A 17711-nucleotide genomic window follows, 5' to 3' on the forward strand; every position below is an offset into this window, starting at 1 on the left:
GGTGCGACGTGAGTGACGCGGTGTATGTCCTGCTGCTGGACCTGGCGTGCGGAGCGTTCCTGCTGGCCGGGGTGATGGTGTTGTGGCGGCGCGCGCTGTCGGCCATCGTGTGGCTGTTCGCCCTGCAAGGGCTCGCCCTGGCGGTCCTGGTCGTCGTGCTCGGGCTGCATCAGGGCGAGCTGGAGCTGATCGCCGTGGGCGCGGGGGTGGGCGCGCTGCGCGCGGGCCTGCTGCCGTACCTGATGCGCCGCGCCCTGGCCGCCGGCGGCGAGCGGCGCGAGACACAGCCGCTGGTGAACGTGGCCACCTCACTGCTGGTCGCGGCGGTGCTGGCCATGCTCGCCTACGCGGTCTCCCAGCCGCTGGTACGGCTGGCGCCCAGCCCCGCCACCCAAGCCGTGCCGGTCGCACTGACCGTGCTGCTGGTCGGCTTCTTCGTCCTGGTCACCCGCCGCCGGGCGTTGTCGCAGGTGGTGGGCTTCCTCCTGATCGACAACGCGGTCACCGCCACGGCGTTCCTGACCACCAACGGGGTCCCGCTGGTGGTGGAGCTGGGCGTCTCGCTGGACGTACTGCTGGCCGTACTGGTGCTGCAGGTCCTCACCACCCGGATGCGGGCCGCGTTCGGCGGCACCGACCTCGACGAACTGAGGGAGCTGCACGACTGATGACGCTCACAGTGCTGGCGCCGGTGCTCATGCCCGCCCTGGCGGCGTGCGCCTACCGACTCCTCGGCTGGAACAGGGGCACCGCCTGGCTCGGGGCACTCGCCTCCGGCGTCCTGTTGGCCGCGGCCGTGGTCCTGACGGGAACGGCAGGAGCCGTGACCGTGTGGGGATTGCTGCGCGCGGACGCGCTGAGCGCGTTCATGCTGGTCGTGATCGGTGCGGTGGCCCTGCTGGCCACGCTGGCCGCCCCCGCCTATCTGTCCGCCGAGCTGGCCGCGGGACGCGTCGACGTCCGGGCGGCCGGTCGCTACGGCGTGCTCACTCAAGCCTTCATCGCCGCGATGGCGCTCGCGGTCCTGGCCTCCAACCTCGGCGTGATGTGGGTGGCCATCGAGGCGACCACGATCCTGACCGCCTTCCTGGTCGGCTTCCACCCCAGCAAACAGGCCACCGAGGCCGCCTGGAAGTACGTCGTGATCTGCTCGGCCGGTATCATGCTGGCCTTCCTGGGCATCGTGATCGTGCACTACGTCGCCCTGCACGCCGGGCTGCCCCCCGCCGACGCGCTGGACGGCGCCGCCCTGGCGCGCCGGGCGGCCGACCTGGATCCGGGCGTGATGCGCCTGGCCGCCGTCCTGCTCGTACTCGGCTTCGGCACCAAGGCCGGGCTCGCGCCGATGCACGCCTGGCTGCCGGATGCGCACAGCCAGGCGCCGGCCCCGGTGTCGGCGTTGATGTCCGGCGTGCTGCTGTCGGTGGCCTTCTACGCCATCCTGCGCGTCAAGGTCATCGCCGACGTGGCGCTCGGGCCCGCGACCATGCGCGTTCTGCTCGTCGCCGCCGCCCTCGCCTCGCTGGCCGTGGCCGCCGCGCTCCTGCTCGCCCAGCGCGACTACAAGCGGCTGCTGGCCTACTCCAGCATCGAGCACATGGGATTGATCGCCCTGGGCGCCGCGATCGGCACCAGGCTGGCGCTGGCCGCCGTCCTGCTGCACATCCTCGGCCACGGGCTGGGCAAGTCGGCGCTGTTCCTGTCCTCCGGCCACCTCTATCAGGCCCTCGGCAGCAGCCGCATCGACGCGGTCCGCGGCCTCGCGCTGCGCTCCCCGCTGCTCGCGGGGGCCTTCGCGCTTGGCGCGCTGGCCCTGCTGGGCATGCCGCCGTTCAGCCTGTTCGCCAGCGAACTCGGCATCGTCCGCGCCGGCTTCGCCGCGGGTCTTGGCTGGGCGATCGCCCTGGCTCTGCTGCTCATGCTGGCCATCGTCGCCGCCGTCGGCCGGCACGGGCGGCGCATGCTGCTCGGCTCGCCCGAGCCCGCCATCAAGGACCTCGCCATCAAGGACATGGAGGACACCGCACCACCCATCGGGCAGCCCGGCGCACACCCCCGTGCGCAACCCAGAGCGCAACCCATCGTGCTGCCCAGGACCGCCGCCCTCGCGGTGATCGCGGCGCTGGTCGCCTGCGCGCTCCTGGGCATCACCACGAGCCCGCTGGGCGACCTGCTCCACGACGCCGCCGCCATCGCCGGAGCCACCCCATGACCGACCTGACGCCCAAACGCACCATCGCCACCATCAGCTCCGCCGAGCTGGCCGCCGCCACCGAAGAGCTGCTCACCGAGGGCCACCGGCTCGCCCTGGTGTCGGCCCAGCAGGAGGCGCATGGCTTCAGCGTCACCTACCTGTTCCTCGCGCCGGATCCCGACCGGCGCAGCGAACTGCGCCTGCACCTGCCCTCGGGCGACCCCACCGTCCCCAGCATCGCCGCCCTGTCCTTTCCCGCCGGCCGCTTCGAGCGTGAGATGCACGACCTGTACGGGATCACCCCGCTGGATCACCCCCTGCCGCGGCGGCTCGTACGCCATCACCACTGGCCGCGCGGCTGGTACCCGATGCGCGCCGACGCCGGCCCCCCGCCCGCCTTCGGCGACCCCGAGGGCCCCTACCCCTTCGTCACCGTCGAAGGACCCGGCGTGTATGAGATCCCCGTCGGTCCCGTGCACGCCGGCCTCATCGAACCCGGCCACTTCCGCTTCTCGGTGGTCGGCGAGACCATCCTCAAGCTGAAGGCCCGGCTGTGGTTCGTCCACAAGGGCATCGAGAAGCTCTTCCAGGGCCGCAGCCTCGCCGACGGCCTGCCGTTGGCCGAACGCGTCAGCGGCGACACCACCGTCGGGCACGCCCTGGCCTACTGCCTGGCGGTCGAGGAGGCCACCGGCACCGACGTACCGCAAGAGGCCCAGCACGGACGGGCTGTGCTGCTGGAGCTGGAGCGCCTCTACAACCACGTCACCGACCTCGGCGCCCTGTGCAACGACGTCGCCCACGGCATCCTGCACGCCCAGGCCGGACGCATCCGCGAACAGCTCCTGCGCATCAACGACGATGTCAGCGGACACCGGCTGCTGCGCGGCGCCATCACCATCGGCGGACTCGCGCTGCGCGCCCTGCCCGACCCCGCCCGCCTGGCCGCCATCGCCGCCGACGTCGCCGAGATCACCGCACTCGCCCTCGGCCACACCGTGGTGGCCGACCGCTTCACCGGCACCGCCATCCTGGCCCACCAGGCCGCTCGCGACCTCGGCACCCTCGGTTACGTCGCCCGGGCCAGCGGCCTCGACCGCGATGCCCGCCGCGACCACCCCTTCATCGACCTCGGCCCCTTCTCCTCAGCCGTGTGCACAGGCGGGGACGTCCTGGCCCGCTTCCAGGTCCGCGCCGACGAGATCGCCGCCTCCGTCGAACTGATCACCCGCCTGCTCGGCGGCCTGTCCCCCGGCGAGGTGAACGGCCCGCCGGCCGACGGGGCCTCCTCCGGCGTCGGCATCGTCGAAGGCTGGCGCGGCACCATCACCCACCGCGTCCAGTTGGCCGCTGACGGCACCCTGACCCGCGTGAAGATCGTCGATCCGTCCTTCTTCAACTGGCCGGCGCTGCCCATAGCCCTCGACGGGGCGATCGTGCCCGACTTCCCTCTCGTCAACAAGAGCTTCAACCTCTCCTACGCCGGCAACGACCTGTGATCGACTAGATCAGCGCGTCATCCCCCCGCCTGCCCTCAGCCACCCGCATCCAAGGCCGGTCAAGAGGTGGACGCCGAGCTGTCGGCGTTGCACGACGCCCTGCCGTCGCTGCCGGCGTCGGCCAGGTTGTCCGACCCGGCCCGCGGAGGGTCGGCCGGCTGGTTAGCCACCAGCATTGCGGGCTGGAGGACCATCACGACGTCCGTCCGCCTAGCCGGGGTCAGCGCAGAGTTGGGAGGTCAAGGCGGTACGGGCCCACTCTTCCCACGTGTCCGGTGACCAGCCCCGGTCGCGGACGAAGATCAGGTAGAGCTGCGGGCTGAGCAGGCCGAACAGCAGGTCCGCCGCCATCTCGATGGAGAGGCCAGGACGGGTGTCGGGCTTGCGGGCCAAGGCTTCGGCCGCTGCGTACTGCACGGTGTAACGCGGGTCGGGGCCGTCCGGCCACTGTGCGGCGATCTCAGGGTCGGTGGCCGCGGCAGCCGCGATCAGCGGCATGATCGGGGCGACCCGGCCCAGGATCTCGCGGGTGCCGTGGACGTGCGCGCGCAGTTGCCCGGCTGCGGTGGGCTCGGCGCACGCGGTGCGAAACCACTCACGTTCCATGGTGGCGACCGGCTCGGTGTCCCCGGCGATGGATGTGTCGACGACGTCCTTGAACAGCGTGCGCTTGTTGTGGAAGACGAAGTAGACCGTCTGGACGGCCACGCCCGCCCGGTCCGCCACTTCCTGCAGGCTCGTCGCCCCGTAACCCTGCGCGACGAACAGCTCGCGGGCCGCCTCGACGATCTTTTCGTGGGTACGGCGCGAGCGCTCGGCTCGCTTGTCCGGCCGCTTGACTCTGTCCATCTTGCAAGTATATCTCTAGATTATGTCACTAAAGTTCAACTCTAAATTCTCGGAGGAGACGATGAACCAGCCCAACGCCACCCAGAAGCCCGACCTGGACTTGACCACAACACAGCAAGACCAGGAAGAGGAGTCCGTGCGCCGCGCACTGGAGGGCTACTACCACGCCGGCAAGGCACCATGGGACACCGGCGTGACGCCGCCCGAACTGGTCGCCCTGGTAGAGGGGCACGGCGCGCTGCCGCCCGGACGCGCCCTCGAGCTCGGCTGCGGCACGGGGACCAACGCCATCTACCTCGCACGGCACGGCTGGGAGGTGACGGCCGTCGACCTGATCGACAGCGCCGTGGGTCAGGCCAGGGAGAAGTCCGAGGCGGCGAGAGTGGCGGTACACCTCCTGCACGGGGACGCCACCCGCCTCGACGAGCTGGGCGTGCCCGGCCCCTTCGACCTGTTTTTCGACCTGAGCTGCTACTGCGGGATCCCGCTGCACCGCCGCGACGCCTACGCCGCCGGGCTCACCCACCGCGCCGCTCCTGGAGCGCGGTTGCTGATGTTCGGGTACGGCCCCGAGCCGCTCGGCAGCTCGACCACCGAGATCACGTCGTGGGCGGCGGGCGCCACAGCCGACGAGCTCCGCGCCAGGTTCCCCGGCTGGGAACTAATCGACGTCACACCGGGGACCAACTCGGTGCCGACCTTCTGGTTCACGCTGCGCCGCGACGCCTAGCGATCTTACCTGGCCTGTCACCCACAGGCGTTTCGTCTCTCCGCCCGTCCGGCGGCGAGGATGTTGATCGCGGCGTTGATGTCCCTTCACGACCGCTCCCGGACAGCAAGGGGCGTGGACCCGGTCACGGCTCCGCAGGCCGAGCAGAGCTTGGAGGAGGGGAACCAGCGGCTGATCTTGGCGAAGGTGCGGCCATAACATTTCGCCTTGTACTCCAGCATGCCGGTGAACGCCGACCATCCGGCGTCGTGCACGCTCTTGGCCAGCCGGGTGCGGGCGACTTCTGTTCGAGCCTCGTCAAGGCTTGGCGGTCTTGACCTGGCCGATGAGGTCTCTCAACTGACTTACAGTCTCGGTGAGCGGCTGACGTGTGTCGATTTCCATCGTTGCCGATGCGCGGAGCAGCGGCTCGACCTCGGCCGTGTCTTTGATGATCCTCTCGCGTTCGTCGAGGGTCTTGCCAAACGGGTTGGATTCACGGGTGGCGATACGCTCGAGCATCACCTCGAGGGGCGCGCTGAACAAGATGACGTGGTCGAACCCGGGATAGAACTTGCCTTGGTTCCGGGACGTTCCGGAGATGAAGAGCGGCACGCCTGAAATTTCGTGTTCGGCGATCAGTTCGGTGATGCGAGCCTCACGCCATTGCAGCTCAGTGCCGGTGCCGCCGGGAACCGGTACGTCCTCCATCCAATCGCCATGGTCGGTGTCCACAACCCGATGGCCAAGCCGCGCCAGCTCACCGAGAACCGTCGACTTCCCGGTGCCGGACATACCGGTTATGAGGATCACTGCCACGTCCGCATCATAGGGACGACCGGCACAATGCCGTGGTCGAGGATGAGTCGGCCCTGGCGGCCGAACGCCAAACACGTGAAGAACGTGCCCGGACGTCCCAAGACCGACAAATGCTCCAAGCCATGATTGATGGTCAGGTCTTGATCGGGTGCGCGCTCATGCCGCGCTCCGGGCGAGCCGGCCGTTGCCGAGCAGGTGCATCGGACGCGGCGGAGGGGAGCTATGCGTACGTTCTTGGCTCCTCCGCCGGGGCCGTGCGGGTGCGGAGGTCGTCGTCCGTGATGCGGCGGACGGCTCGGCAGGGAACTCCAACGGCGACGGTCATGGCCGGAATGTCGTGAGTGACGACGCTGCCCGCACCGATGACGGCGCCGTACCCGATGCGAACGCCGGGGAGTACGACGGCATTGCTGCCGATCCAGACCTTGTCCTCGATCACGATGGGTTCGGAGAAGCGCCGGAAGTCCACTCGCAGGTCCGGGTGGACCGGGTGCCCGGTCGTGGTGAGAGTGACGCCTGGCGCGATCATGACCCCGTCGCCGATCCTGATCTCCACGTCGTCGACGAATGTCAGGTTGACGTTGCCGAAGAAGTCATCGCCGATGTGGACGTTGCTGCCGAAACCCGCGTGGAACGGTGACAGGAGCACGATGCGCTCTCCGACCGAACCAAGAATCGCCTCCAGGAGAGACCGGCGCCGTGCGGCGTCGCTCGGCCGTGTCTGGTTGTACTCGAAGATCAGGTCAGAACGGCGTTGAGAGTCCTGGAAGGATGCTTCGGACTCCGTGTAGAGAAGCCCTCGCCGGATCTTCTCCAGTACTTCCTCAACACGATCTACCACGATCTCCACCTTCTGATGCGGTCGGCGTCGTTCGTACGCCGGACTATCCATCCGCTGAGCCTGGCACGCCGCATCGCGTCACCTCCGGGGTCGGGGCGCGTAGCTCACGGCGAGGATTGTACCTACGGCAACGAGCCTGAGCATGATCAGGTGAGTGCAACTGCCGCCGACAACACGCTGACTCTCGACAGTTCGTCACCGTGTGTGAGCGAGAGGCCCAATCGCCGGCCGGCTCTCCGCCAGGCGGCTCCGCTTCGACCGCTTCCCGATTCCAACGCTGCCCCAGTGTCATCCGCCTGGCTGCAGGCCACCGCGACCCCGGCGCGGACCCCGGACGGTGGCACCCCGTGATCCACCTCACCGCCCATGGCCGTCCCCGCATCCCTCGCCCGAGCTGCTCATTTGGCCCGGCGACCGCGCCGCCGCCGGCTACGTGGTCCATGTCCGACAAAAATATACAACTGTTGAGTTTTACTTATCCTTCTCCTACTCTCGGCATGAGGCGCGCGATACACACGAATCGCGCGTCCATCCGACGGGAGGCATGAAAAATGCTGAAGGTGATCGGCGCGGGCTACCCGCGGACCGGGACCAGCTCGATGAAGGCCGCGCTGGAGCGGCTCGGATTCGGCCCCTGCTACCACATGTACGAGGTCCTCACGCAACCCGCCCACGTCGACCGGTGGCTGCCGGTGACCAGCGGAGAGCCGGTCGACTGGGAGAAGGTGTTCGACGGCTACCAGTCGGCCCAGGACTGGCCCGCCAGCGGCTTCTGGCGCGAACAGGCGGAGGCGTTCCCGGACGCCAAGGTCATTCTGACCGTCCGCGACCCGCGCAAGTGGTACGTCAGCATGCAGAACCTCATGGCCAACGGCCCCGGCCGGGCCAGCGCGGCCCTGCCGGAGAACCTGCCCCCCAAGGCTGTTGAGATCTTCAGCTCGATGATGAGGATGCGGCCTGTCATGGATCGGCTCGGAAGGGATGCTTTCGGCGACAACTTCCGTTTCGGCGACGGCGGTCTCCTGGACGAGAACCGCGCCGTCGAGGCGTTCGAGCGGCACGTGGCCACCGTCAAGGAGAGCCTGCCGCCCGAGCGGCTGCTGGTGCTCGATGTGCGTGAGGGGTGGGAGCCGCTCTGCGCGTTCCTCGGCGTGCCGGTGCCGGCGGACGAGCCGTTCCCGCACCTCAACGACTCGGATTCGATGAAACGCATGCTCGAAGGGCTGGTGGCCTCGGGCACGATCGACTCGCCGTTCTCGAAAAGCTGAGCCATGACCTCTTCCAGCCGGGACGGCTACGATCGGAGACCGAACAGGAAGAGGTGATCGACGGTGCCACTCGCCGATCGCTCCCCGGCTCGCCCTCGGCCGAAACCGAGGGCGGGGGCGAGGGCGAGCCGGGCATGAAAAGGCCAAGTCCCGAGAGCGCGGCCCCCAAGGGCACGGAGCCGGAGCACGCGGGCGCTGACAGCAAGGGCCAGCGCACGCGGCGCCGGATCCTCGACGCCGCCCGCCGCACCTTCGCCGAGGTCGGCTTCGAGCGGGCCACCATCCGCGCCATCGCCGCCGAGGCGGGCGTGGACAAATCATCGGTGATCCAGTATTTCGGCACCAAACAGCAACTCTTCCGCGAGGCGCTCTACTTCTACATCGACTTGGACGCCCTGCGCACCGACGACGTGGGCCGCACGGCGGAGAACTTCCTGCGCGCCATGCTCGAACGGTGGGCCATCCCCGACAGCCCCATGGTCGTGCTCATGCGCACCAGCCTGACCAGCGAGGACGCCGCGCGGATGATGCGCGAGCACATCACCCGGCAGGCGATCGACCAGATCGCGGCCGGAGTGGAGGGCCCCGACGCCAGGCTGCGGGCGGCACTCGCGGGCGCGGTGATGTTCGGCATCACCGTGCATCGCAACCTGCTGCGCATGCCCGACCTGGCCGAGGCCGACGTGGAGGACGTGCTGCGCCTGGCCGCACCCCTCGTCCGCGCCCTCCTCGACGCCGGCTCGGATCGCGCGTAGCCGAACAGGAAGATGTCTTCGCCTCGAAAGAGAACCGCGATCTGGGGGTACCGGTAAGATCCGGGGTCCCATACTGGAACCCAGCATCGAACCGTGCATGCCGTTCTCCGGCACACGGCTCACCGACGCCGTTCACCGCCGGTATTCAGCTTCTCCCGCCAGGGCTTGCCCGCCCTGGGCGAGACCACGATGCCGGACGGTGATGTCGTCCGCGCGCTCCACCAGGTCCTGTTCGGCCACCTCCGGCAGGAGGTCGCTGAGCTTGTCGTCTATGCCGAGCTTGTTCTCTCCGATGAGCTGCAGCAGCACGATGGCCACCATCTGCTTGGTCTGGGAGCCGACGCGGTAGCCGGCGTCGGCGGGGATCTTCCCGCCCTCGCCGTTCAGCAGCCGGGAACCGGCAGTGCCCTTGTCGACCCTCCTGCCGTCGACGTAGAGCGCGCCGATGGCGCCCACCACCTCCGAGCTCGCGGCCAGTTCGGTGAGCGCTTCCTGTACGTCCCCGAACCGGGGCCGGTCCGCACCGGGGGCGGCCGTGGCAGGGCCTGTTACGCCCATCGTCAGCATCACGCAGGCCAGCCCGGCCAGACCGACCGCTTTCGCACGATTCACAATGACGGTCCCTTCGCTGGGGGCGCCGGCACAGCTCAGCGCCTTGTGGTGGTGCTCCCTTGTCTAGGGCCGGCGAGGTTTCCTTCTTGTTTCCGCGCCCGGAAACATGATCCAGATCAACCACGGCAGTGGCTGGTTCACCACGCACATCCACCTGCAGTCCCGATCGGTCGGCGTCGGCGCGAGCGTCACCACGGGGCAGCTCATCGGCTATGTCGGCAGGACCGCCGGGAGGAACCCGCACCGGCACGCTCTACGCGGCGACCAATACGTGTACTGCCGGGTCTGGGGTCCGATCGTGCAGGTCGGAAGCGCCTTCAACCACTGGTGGCTGAAGACGGATCTCGACGAGGGCAACCCGTGGCAGAACCAGTACGTGTCGGCCTGCTACCTGTCCCGCTGGGGCAATGACGTGGCCAGGGACAACAGCGGCGTCGACCTCCCGGACTGCTGATCTCAGCCTGGCCTGGTGGGCACCGCGCGCCGTGCCCACCAGGCCGCGCGGGTCACCGGCACGCCTGTCACCCCAGCCGGACGGCCTGCTTGAGGAAGACGATGCCGTCGATCATGTCGAGCCGGGCCGGGTCCAGCGGGAAATAGGCGAAATCGTGGGAGGTGCGCGGGACGGGCTTCGTGACGGCCCCGGCCAGGCGGCGGGCGTCGACGAGCGAGTGGTCCCACGGGAGCGTGGACAGGATGCCCTCGACGGTGTCCGGGGGCGGGGTGTCGTCGCCGGTCGTGCCGAGAGCCGAGGCCAGGAAGGCGTACTGGTCGCCCAGGTGCGTCCCGGTGATCGCCCCCGCGCTCCACCACTCGAGCTGCTGGTCGCCGAACGGCATGAGGCTCTGGTTCCGCTGCAGGTGGAGGTTGTGGGCGAAGATCAGGGCAGGGCCGTGCCCGGCGACGGCACGCAGGTTGGCGGCCATCATCGCGTCCCGCAGGGCCGACAGCCGGGTCCACCGTGCCGGGGACGTGTCGGCCAGCCAGTAGTGGTAGCGGAGCAGGCCGGTGGCGGTGCGCCCGTACAGGGCCGCCCGCTCCCTGTCCTCCGCGCTCAGCCGCGGCGCCTGCGTGTCGAGCAGCGCCACCAGGTCGTCGGCGATCAGCCGCAGCCGCCGGGCGTCGGCGGACTGGCCGATCGACAGGGACGGATCCCTGGCCGTGGCCTCGTTCGACCACCGGTCGTCCGGGCCCAGCAGCGCGTCGAGGGTCTCCTCGGTCACCACTGTGCCGGGGAGGGGGCCGTCGAGGAGGGCGTGGAGGGCGGTGAGCGCCTGGCGCGGGCTCTCCGCCCAGTACTCCATCGGGCCGTCGAACCCGAAGAACCGGAGCTTGTCGTCATGCTTTTCGTTGTACGCCCGCATCCAGCGTACGAGGTCGCGGTTGGCCGGCAAGGCACCGAAGCCGTGGCTGAAGCCGCGTTCCATGACGTCGTCGAGCGTGCCCGCGCCCGTCGTGAGGTAGTCGTCCACCACGAGGCCCATGAGGCAGTCGCTCTCGATGGCGAACGACCGGTAGCCCTCGTGCTCGACCAGATGCCGGAAGATCTCGTTGCGCGACTCGCCCAGCTCCCCCACGAAGTGCCTGGCCTCGCCCAGGCCGAGCAGCAGGGGCTCGCGCGGAAGCGACCGGAGGAACGCCGAGACGGCGGCGCCATCGAGCGGCCGGGCCATGTCCTTGATGTCCATGCCTTCAACGGTATCGTTGAACCCTCGGTGTAGACTTTTCCGGCAAATCCGTGCGCTGCTCGCGCTGAACCTTCAATGCATCGTGGAGTGCGACACCAGGGCGCCGGAAGCGGGCGCCGCGATGGTGACGCCGAACCGGGCGCATGGCGAACTCGCCGGTGCTGGGGGGCGTGAGCACCGCCAGGGTGCGCATCGCCTCGTCGAGATGATCCAGGCCGTGGAGCGCGACCTGGTCGGCGGCCGGCCGGCGTCAGAGATCCGGAGGCGCGGTCAGCCGGGGCATCGGCTTGCTGTGCAACCAGGCGGACAGCAGCGGCCCGACCGGGCGCGAGGTGTGCCGCTGGACGTGCCCCGCGAACTGCGCGGTCGTGACGCTCCCGTGCCGGTGCTCGGCCGTCCAGGCCCGCAGCGCGGGGAAGAACGCCTCGTCGCCCACGGCCCGGCGCAGCGCGTGCAGGGTCAGCGCGCCCCGCTTGTAGACGCGGTCGTCGAACAACGCCGCCGGACCGGGGTCGGCCAGCACGAAGTCCTGTGGCAGCAGCGCCAGCCGGCGGTGCCAGCGCTCGGCGTGCTCGCCGGCGGACGGGCCGCCCGACGACTCCGACCAGAGCCACTCGGCGTAGGCGGCGAAGCCCTCCTGCAACCAGATGTCGCGCCAGCAGCCCACGGTGAGGCTGTTGCCGAACCACTGGTGCGCCAGCTCGTGCGCGACCAGGCGTTCGAACCCGCGCACGCCGTCCACATGGTTCCGGCCGAAGATCGACATGCCCTGGGCCTCGACCGGGATGTCCAGGTCGTCGTCGGCCACCACGACGGTGTAGCCGGTGAACGGATAGCTCCCGAACAGGTGGGTGAACAGCTTCATCATCTCGCCCTGCCGGCCGAAGTCGTGCCGCACGCGCGTGGCCAGCCGCGCCGGGTGGGCCACCTCGATCCCGGCGATCTCGGCGAGGCGGTAGCGCCCGATCTGCACGCTCGCCAGGTAACTCGCCATCGGCTCGGCCTGGTCGTAGATCCACGTCGTGCTCCCCGCCGCGCGGCGCCTGGCCACGAGCACGCCGTTCGCGATCACCCGGTACGGCGACGCGGCGGTCACGGAGATCCGGTAGGTCGCCTTGTCACCGGGCCGGTCGTTGCACGGGAACCAGGAGGGCGCGCCGATCGGCTGGCCGGCCACGAGCGCGCCGTCGGTCAGCTCCTCCCAGCCCAGGCCGCCCCACGGGCTCGGCACCGGCAGGGGGGTGCCCGAGTATCGCACCTCGACCGCGGCCCGCCCTCCCGCGGGCAGCGGCCTGGGCAGGGTCACCCGCAGCTTGCCCTGGCCGTGCGCGTGCCGGGCGGGCACGCCGTCCACGGTGACGCTCGAGACCCGGAATCTGCCGAGGTCGAGGCCGAGTACCCCGAGAGGTTCGGCGGCGGACACCGTCAGCCGGGCCGTGCCGTCCAGCCGGTTGGCCTGGACCCGGTAGCCCAGCCTCAGGTCGTAGTGGGAGACGCCGTACCGGTGGTCGCCGTGCCCGGGGAAGTATGGGGTCATCGCCAGGCCGAGATGGGGTTGCCGAACCACCGGCTGTGGCCGGGCACGCTCTCGCCGCGCATGACCAGCGACGCGGGACCGATCGTGGTGTCGGTCCCGACCCGCGCGGCCGGCAGCACCACGCCGTGCGGGCCCAGCGTCGCGCCGTCGTCGAGCGTCACGGTGTCCATGCTCATGACGCGGTCGTGGAAGAGGTGGGTCTGCAGGACGCAGCCCCGGTTGACGCACGCGCCGTCGCCGAGTGTCACCAGATCCGCCTCGGGCAGCCAGTACGTGTCACACGTGACCCCATGACCAATGCGTGCCCCGAGCGAACGCAGCCATACGTTCAGGCCCGCCGTCCCGAGCCACGGCCGCGCGAACCAGGGCGCCGCCAGCATCTCGACGAAGTTGTCCGCCAGCTCGTTGCGCCACACGAACGAGCTCCACAAGGGGCGGCTACCGGCTCCGATCCGGCCGACCAGGGCCCACTTGGCGGCTGTCGTGACCGCCGCCGCGACCACACCCGCGGCCAGCATGACCAGACCTCCCAGCGCGGCCGCCACGGCGAAGCCGTACCGGACCGCGAGCGTTTCGAACGCGGCGGCGACCAGGAGCGCCAGCGCGACCGCGCACATCGCGGGCACCACCCGGAACGCCTCGACGAGCGCCCGGGCCACCTTGTACCGGGCCGGCGGGTCGTAGGTGCGGCTCGGGTCGCCCTCCTCCGCGGTACGGCGCAGCTTCATGGGCGGCATGCCCACGTACGACGAGCCGGACTTGGCCTTCTTCGGCGTCGCCGACAGCACCCCCACCAGGCCGTCCTTGGGCACCTTGCGGCCGGGCGCGGTCATCCCGGAGTTGCCGAGGAAGGCGCGTTTGCCGATCCGCGCGGACGCGATGCGCATCCAGCCGCCGTCGAGCTCGTAGGGGGCGACCATCGTGTCGTCGGCGAGGAAGGCACCGTCGCCGACCGTCGTCATCGTGGGCAGCGCGAGCACCGTGGACAACTCGGCGCCTCGGCCTACCTTCATGCCGAGCGCCCGCAGCCATACGGGGGTCAGGACGCTGGCGTACAACGGGAACAGCCAGACGCGGGCCGAGGCCATCAGCCGGCCCGTCGCCCACGCCTGCCAGGCCTGGCGGCTGTGCACCGGGTGGTGCCCGGGGTGCAGGCCCAGGCCCAGCAGCCGCACTATGATCAGTGTGACCAGGGCGAACGCGGCCATGCCGGCGATCGTCGCGAGCGGCACCCCGGGCAGCGCGGCGACGAGTGCCTCACCGACCGTGCGGGCGTCCCGGGTGAACCCGGCCAGGACCGCCAGCCCGGCCCCGGCGGCGACCGCCGGGAGCGTGCTGAGCAGGATGGCGCTCACGCCGTACGTGGCCGCCCAGAACCGGGAGCGGGCGGCCCGCTCCGGGGGGCGTGTCCTGCGTGACTTGCCCTGCCGGAGCGCCGGCGCGCCGGCCCAGAACGTCCCCGCGGGCACGGTTCCGGTGACCGCCGATCCCGGGGCGATCTGGGCGTTCTTCCCGATGCGCGCCCCCAGCAGCAGCGTCGAGCGGGAGCCCACGGTGGCGCCGGGGCCGATCCGGATCTCGCCGATGTGCAGGCGGTCACCGTCGAACCAGTGGCCGCCCAGGTCCACCTCCTGCTCGACCGAGGCGCCTCGGCCCAGTTTGAGCAGGCCCGTGACGGGCGGGGGCGAGTGCAGATCGGCGTTCGCGCCCACCTGGGCGCCGAGCAGGCGGGCGTACCACACCATCCAGGGCGCGCCGGCCAGGTCGGGAACGCCGAGCCTGGCCGCGAACTGCTCGGCGAACCACAGTCTCAGGTGGACGCCGCCGCCGCGCGGGTGGCTGCCCGGCCGCACGCCGCGCAGCAGCAGGCGGGCGACCGCCGCCGAGAGCCCCATCCGCCCCATCGGGGTGACGAAGATCAGCCCGCCCAGTGCCACCCACCACCAGGACAGAGCGGGCGCCCATGGCGGTGCGAGCAGGTTGCCGAGCGCGGCCAGCAGCACGATCCAGCGCATCGCGCCGACAGTGAGCAGCGGCGGCACGAGCAGCGACTGGGCCAGCGCGGCCCGCCGGGGCATCGGTGTCATGGGAGGCCGGGCGGGCTCGGGCTCGGCCCTGGCGGCCAGGAGTCCCGCCAGCCCGGCGAACGTCGGCTGCGCGTACACATCGCCGACCGCCACGTCCGGGTAGTCGGGGCGCAGCACGGACACCAGCCGGGCCGCGGCCAGGCTGCCGCCGCCGTCCTTGAAGAAGTTCGCGCCGGGGCCGTCCGGTGCCACGCCGAGGATGGCGCTCCACCTCTCGGCCAGCAGCGCCTCGGCCGGGGTCACGTCGGACAGCGTTGTGGACACGGCGGGCTCGGCCGGCGGCCAGGGCAGGGCGGCCCGGTCGATCTTGCCGGACGTCCTGGTCGGGAGCGAGTCGACCGGCGTCAGGCGGGGTACCAGGGCGGCGGGCAGGGAGTCGGCGAGCAGTTCGCGCGCCTCGCCGGTGTCGAATCCGGGTCCGGTGACGACGTAGCCGACGAGCACCTGGTGCCCGCCGCCCGTGGTACGGACGGCGGCGGCCGCGCCGGTGACGCCGGGCAGCGCCTGCAGCGCGGCGTCCACCTCGCCCAGCTCGATCCGGCGCCCGCCGAGCTTCACCTGGTCGTCGGCGCGGCCGGCGAAGATGAGGCCCTCGGGGTCGGCCCGTACCAGGTCGCCGCTGCGGTAGGCGCGTTCCCAGCCGAGCGACGGCAGCGGCGCGTACTTCTCGGCGTCCTTCACCGGGTCCAGGTAGCGGGCCAGGCCCACACCCCCGATGACCAGCTCGCCGGTCTCCCCCATGGCCACCGGCTCGCCCGATGCGCCGATCACCGCCAGGTCCCATCCGTCGAGGGGCAGCCCGATGCGTACGGGCTCCTCGCCCGTCAGGCGCGCCGCCGACGCCACGACCGTCGCCTCGGTGGGACCGTAGGTGTTCCACACCTCCCGCCCCGGCACGGCCAGCCTCCGGGCCAGCTCGGGCGGGCACGCCTCGCCGCCGAAGATGAGCAGCCGGACACCGTCGAGGTGCTCCACGGGCCAGAGCGCGGCCAGCGTCGGTACGGTCGAGACCGCTGTGACCCGCTGGGCGGCCAGCCAGGGCCCCAGGTCCATCCCGGTACGCACCAGCGCGCGGGGCGCGGGCACCAGGCAGGCACCGTGCCGCCAGGCCAGCCACATCTCCTCGCACGAGGCGTCGAAGGCCACGGAGAGCCCGGCCAGCACCCGGTCGCCGGGGCCCAGCGGACGGTCCCCCAGGAAGAGCCTCGCTTCGGCGTCGGCGAACGCGGCCGCCGACCGGTGCGTCACCGCGACGCCCTTCGGCCTGCCGGTGGACCCGGACGTGAAGATGATCCACGCGTCGTCGTCCGGCGTGGGCGGCGTGGCGGTCTCCTCCTCCGTGCCGCCGGTCGCCCTGCCGTCGCGGACGGTCAGCTTGTCGGTGATGACGGCGTCCACCGCTGCTTCGGCGAAGACCAGCTCGGCCCGCTCGTCCGGGTCGTCGGCGTCGACCGGCACGTACGCGGCCCCGGCCGCGAGCACGGCGAGGATGGAGACGTACAACTCGGCGGTCCCCGACGGCACGCGCACGCCCACCCGGGCCCCGCGGCCGATCCCCGCCCGCGTGAGCTCGGCGGCGACCCGGTCGATCTCGACCCGCAACGAGCGGTAGTCGAGGCACACGGTGCCGTCATCCAGCGCGGGCGCCGCCGGGTGCAGGCGCGCCGTCTCGTCCAGGATGTCGAGCAACGTGCGAGGTGGCGGCGCCAGCGGGCCCGCGGGGTAGATCGCGGACTCCGTCTTGGGGAGTAAATCGGCCGAATCGCTACGCAAAGGCTGCTCCTTGGTCCAAGCGGGCGGTGCCCCTGCGGGCTTGTGCCGCAGCAGGAATCATCCGTCACCGTCGTGGCGTTCGCGCCACCCCGTGCCCAACGGCCGCCGCGGCCGATACTATTCCGCCCGCCTCCACCGCGATCCACCGGTCATGTCCCCGACGCGCACCCACGGCTTCCCCGCCACCACGATGCCAGGGGACCGTCCGGCTCACCGCAAGGATCACAGGACCCACAGAGGAGATTGTTCGTGCCACTTGGGGCAAGTCCCTCGCCGTGGCCCAGACGATCTCCAGGGGAGCAGCCCCGATGAGCAGCAGCCAGGCCATGGCGGTTACGCGGTCGCGCCGGCGTCGACGGTGATGGACGCGCCGGTGATGTTGCGGCCTCCCTCGCCGGCGAGGTGGGCCACCGTGGCGGCGATGTCGTCAGGAGTGCAGTAGCGGTTCAGGGCCGTGTACCGGCGCTCCTCCTCGGCGTCCGGCCCGTTCGCGGGGTTCATCTCGGTGTCGGTCGAGCCGGGGTGGACGAGATTGGCCGTGATGCCCCGGGGGCCGAGGTCGCGGGCGAGTCCTCGGGTGAGGCCGCTCAGCGCCGACTTGCTCATCGCGTACAACGTCCAGCCCGGGTAGGGGACCCGCTCGGCCAGGCTGCTGCCGATGTTGATCACCCTGCCGCCCTCCCCCATGTGCCGGACGGCGGCCTGGGCGAGCACGAAACACGCGCGTACGTGCACGGCGAGCGTCCGGTCGAGGTCTTCCAGCGTCACGACCTCCAGCGGCCCGTAGAAGGCGATGCCGGCGTTGTTCACCAGGACGTCCAGCCGCCCCAGCGTGGCGACGACGTGGTCGACGGCGCCGACCAGCGCGGCAGGGTCGGTTGCCGGGGCGGCGACCGCCGTACCGCGCGCGCCTGCGGCGTTGACGGCCGCGACGGTCTCGGCGGCCCGGTGACCGGCGTGCTCGTACGTGATCCCCACGTCCATGCCGTCGCCCGCCAGTCGTCTGGCGATCGCGGCTCCGATCCCACGGCTGCCTCCCGTGACGAGAGCGACCCTGCGTGCCATGCGCATCCTCCATCC

Annotated in this window: 16 protein-coding genes; 7 read left to right on the forward strand and 9 right to left on the reverse strand. The window is 71.0% G+C overall.

Going from position 1 to position 17711, the window contains the following annotated elements:
- Window positions 1–8 precede the first annotated feature (8 nt).
- From ABGB18_RS38945 to ABGB18_RS38955, 3 genes are read left to right on the forward strand one after another with little or no spacing between them, the layout of a single operon-like run.
- A complete protein-coding gene (locus ABGB18_RS38945; protein WP_347700694.1) occupies window positions 9–668 on the forward strand; it encodes a hypothetical protein in 660 nt (219 codons plus the stop codon).
- Complete coding sequence (locus tag ABGB18_RS38950) at window positions 668–2212, forward strand: proton-conducting transporter membrane subunit (RefSeq protein WP_347700695.1); 1545 nt, start codon at window positions 668–670, stop codon at window positions 2210–2212. Before ABGB18_RS38945 ends, ABGB18_RS38950 begins: the two co-directional genes overlap by 1 nt.
- Window positions 2209–3693 carry an NADH-quinone oxidoreductase subunit C gene (locus ABGB18_RS38955; RefSeq protein WP_347700696.1) on the forward strand — a complete coding sequence of 495 codons (1485 nt, stop codon included), beginning with the start codon at window positions 2209–2211 and terminating at the stop codon, window positions 3691–3693. The genes ABGB18_RS38950 and ABGB18_RS38955 overlap by 4 nt, the downstream gene beginning before the upstream one ends.
- A gap of 210 nt (window positions 3694–3903) precedes the next feature.
- Here the strand turns inward: ABGB18_RS38955 and ABGB18_RS38960 are convergent, their stop codons facing one another.
- Entirely contained in the window at window positions 3904–4542 is a 639-nt protein-coding gene (locus ABGB18_RS38960) for a helix-turn-helix domain-containing protein (RefSeq protein WP_347700697.1), read from the reverse strand.
- A gap of 61 nt (window positions 4543–4603) precedes the next feature.
- Between ABGB18_RS38960 and ABGB18_RS38965 the strand changes: the two genes are divergently transcribed.
- Window positions 4604–5272: a class I SAM-dependent methyltransferase gene (locus ABGB18_RS38965; protein ID WP_347700698.1), complete on the forward strand. Its 669-nt coding sequence runs from the start codon at window positions 4604–4606 to the stop codon at window positions 5270–5272.
- A gap of 86 nt (window positions 5273–5358) precedes the next feature.
- Here the strand turns inward: ABGB18_RS38965 and ABGB18_RS38970 are convergent, their stop codons facing one another.
- The 3 genes from ABGB18_RS38970 to ABGB18_RS38980 form a co-directional block, all read right to left on the reverse strand.
- On the reverse strand, window positions 5359–5526 hold the full coding sequence (locus ABGB18_RS38970) for a transposase (RefSeq protein WP_347700699.1): 168 nt from the start codon (window positions 5524–5526) through the stop codon (window positions 5359–5361).
- A 43-nt stretch (window positions 5527–5569) separates the two neighbouring features.
- Window positions 5570–6070: an AAA family ATPase gene (locus tag ABGB18_RS38975; RefSeq protein WP_347700700.1), complete on the reverse strand. Its 501-nt coding sequence runs from the start codon at window positions 6068–6070 to the stop codon at window positions 5570–5572.
- Window positions 6071–6290: 220 nt separating this feature from the next.
- On the reverse strand, window positions 6291–6911 hold the full coding sequence (locus ABGB18_RS38980) for a sugar O-acetyltransferase (protein WP_347700701.1): 621 nt from the start codon (window positions 6909–6911) through the stop codon (window positions 6291–6293).
- 551 nt (window positions 6912–7462) lie between these two features.
- Here ABGB18_RS38980 and ABGB18_RS38985 point away from each other — a divergent pair.
- Window positions 7463–8179, forward strand: coding sequence for a sulfotransferase family protein (locus ABGB18_RS38985; RefSeq protein WP_347700702.1), 717 nt, complete (start codon window positions 7463–7465; stop codon window positions 8177–8179).
- A gap of 134 nt (window positions 8180–8313) precedes the next feature.
- Window positions 8314–8934: a TetR family transcriptional regulator gene (locus ABGB18_RS38990; protein ID WP_347700703.1), complete on the forward strand. Its 621-nt coding sequence runs from the start codon at window positions 8314–8316 to the stop codon at window positions 8932–8934.
- Window positions 8935–9066: 132 nt separating this feature from the next.
- Here ABGB18_RS38990 and ABGB18_RS38995 read toward each other — a convergent pair whose 3' ends face one another.
- A complete protein-coding gene (locus ABGB18_RS38995; RefSeq protein ID WP_347700704.1) occupies window positions 9067–9546 on the reverse strand; it encodes a serine hydrolase domain-containing protein in 480 nt (159 codons plus the stop codon).
- A gap of 106 nt (window positions 9547–9652) precedes the next feature.
- On the opposite strand from ABGB18_RS38995, the gene ABGB18_RS39000 reads away from it, so the two are divergent.
- Entirely contained in the window at window positions 9653–10000 is a 348-nt protein-coding gene (locus tag ABGB18_RS39000; RefSeq protein ID WP_347700705.1) for a M23 family metallopeptidase, read from the forward strand.
- Window positions 10001–10067: 67 nt separating this feature from the next.
- Here ABGB18_RS39000 and ABGB18_RS39005 read toward each other — a convergent pair whose 3' ends face one another.
- The 4 genes from ABGB18_RS39005 to ABGB18_RS39020 form a co-directional block, all read right to left on the reverse strand.
- On the reverse strand, window positions 10068–11234 hold the full coding sequence (locus tag ABGB18_RS39005) for an erythromycin esterase family protein (RefSeq protein ID WP_347700706.1): 1167 nt from the start codon (window positions 11232–11234) through the stop codon (window positions 10068–10070).
- 250 nt (window positions 11235–11484) lie between these two features.
- Window positions 11485–12771, reverse strand: a complete 1287-nt coding sequence (locus ABGB18_RS39010) for a M1 family metallopeptidase (RefSeq protein WP_347700707.1) — start codon at window positions 12769–12771, stop codon at window positions 11485–11487.
- Window positions 12768–16631 carry a Pls/PosA family non-ribosomal peptide synthetase gene (locus ABGB18_RS39015; RefSeq protein ID WP_347700708.1) on the reverse strand — a complete coding sequence of 1288 codons (3864 nt, stop codon included), beginning with the start codon at window positions 16629–16631 and terminating at the stop codon, window positions 12768–12770. The genes ABGB18_RS39010 and ABGB18_RS39015 overlap by 4 nt, the downstream gene beginning before the upstream one ends.
- Window positions 16632–16964: 333 nt before the next feature.
- Entirely contained in the window at window positions 16965–17696 is a 732-nt protein-coding gene (locus ABGB18_RS39020) for an SDR family oxidoreductase (RefSeq protein ID WP_347700709.1), read from the reverse strand.
- Between the last annotated feature and the right edge of the window lie 15 nt (window positions 17697–17711).

The organism is Nonomuraea sp. B12E4, assembly GCF_039871825.1.
Classification (GTDB): Bacteria; Actinomycetota; Actinomycetes; order Streptosporangiales; family Streptosporangiaceae; genus Nonomuraea.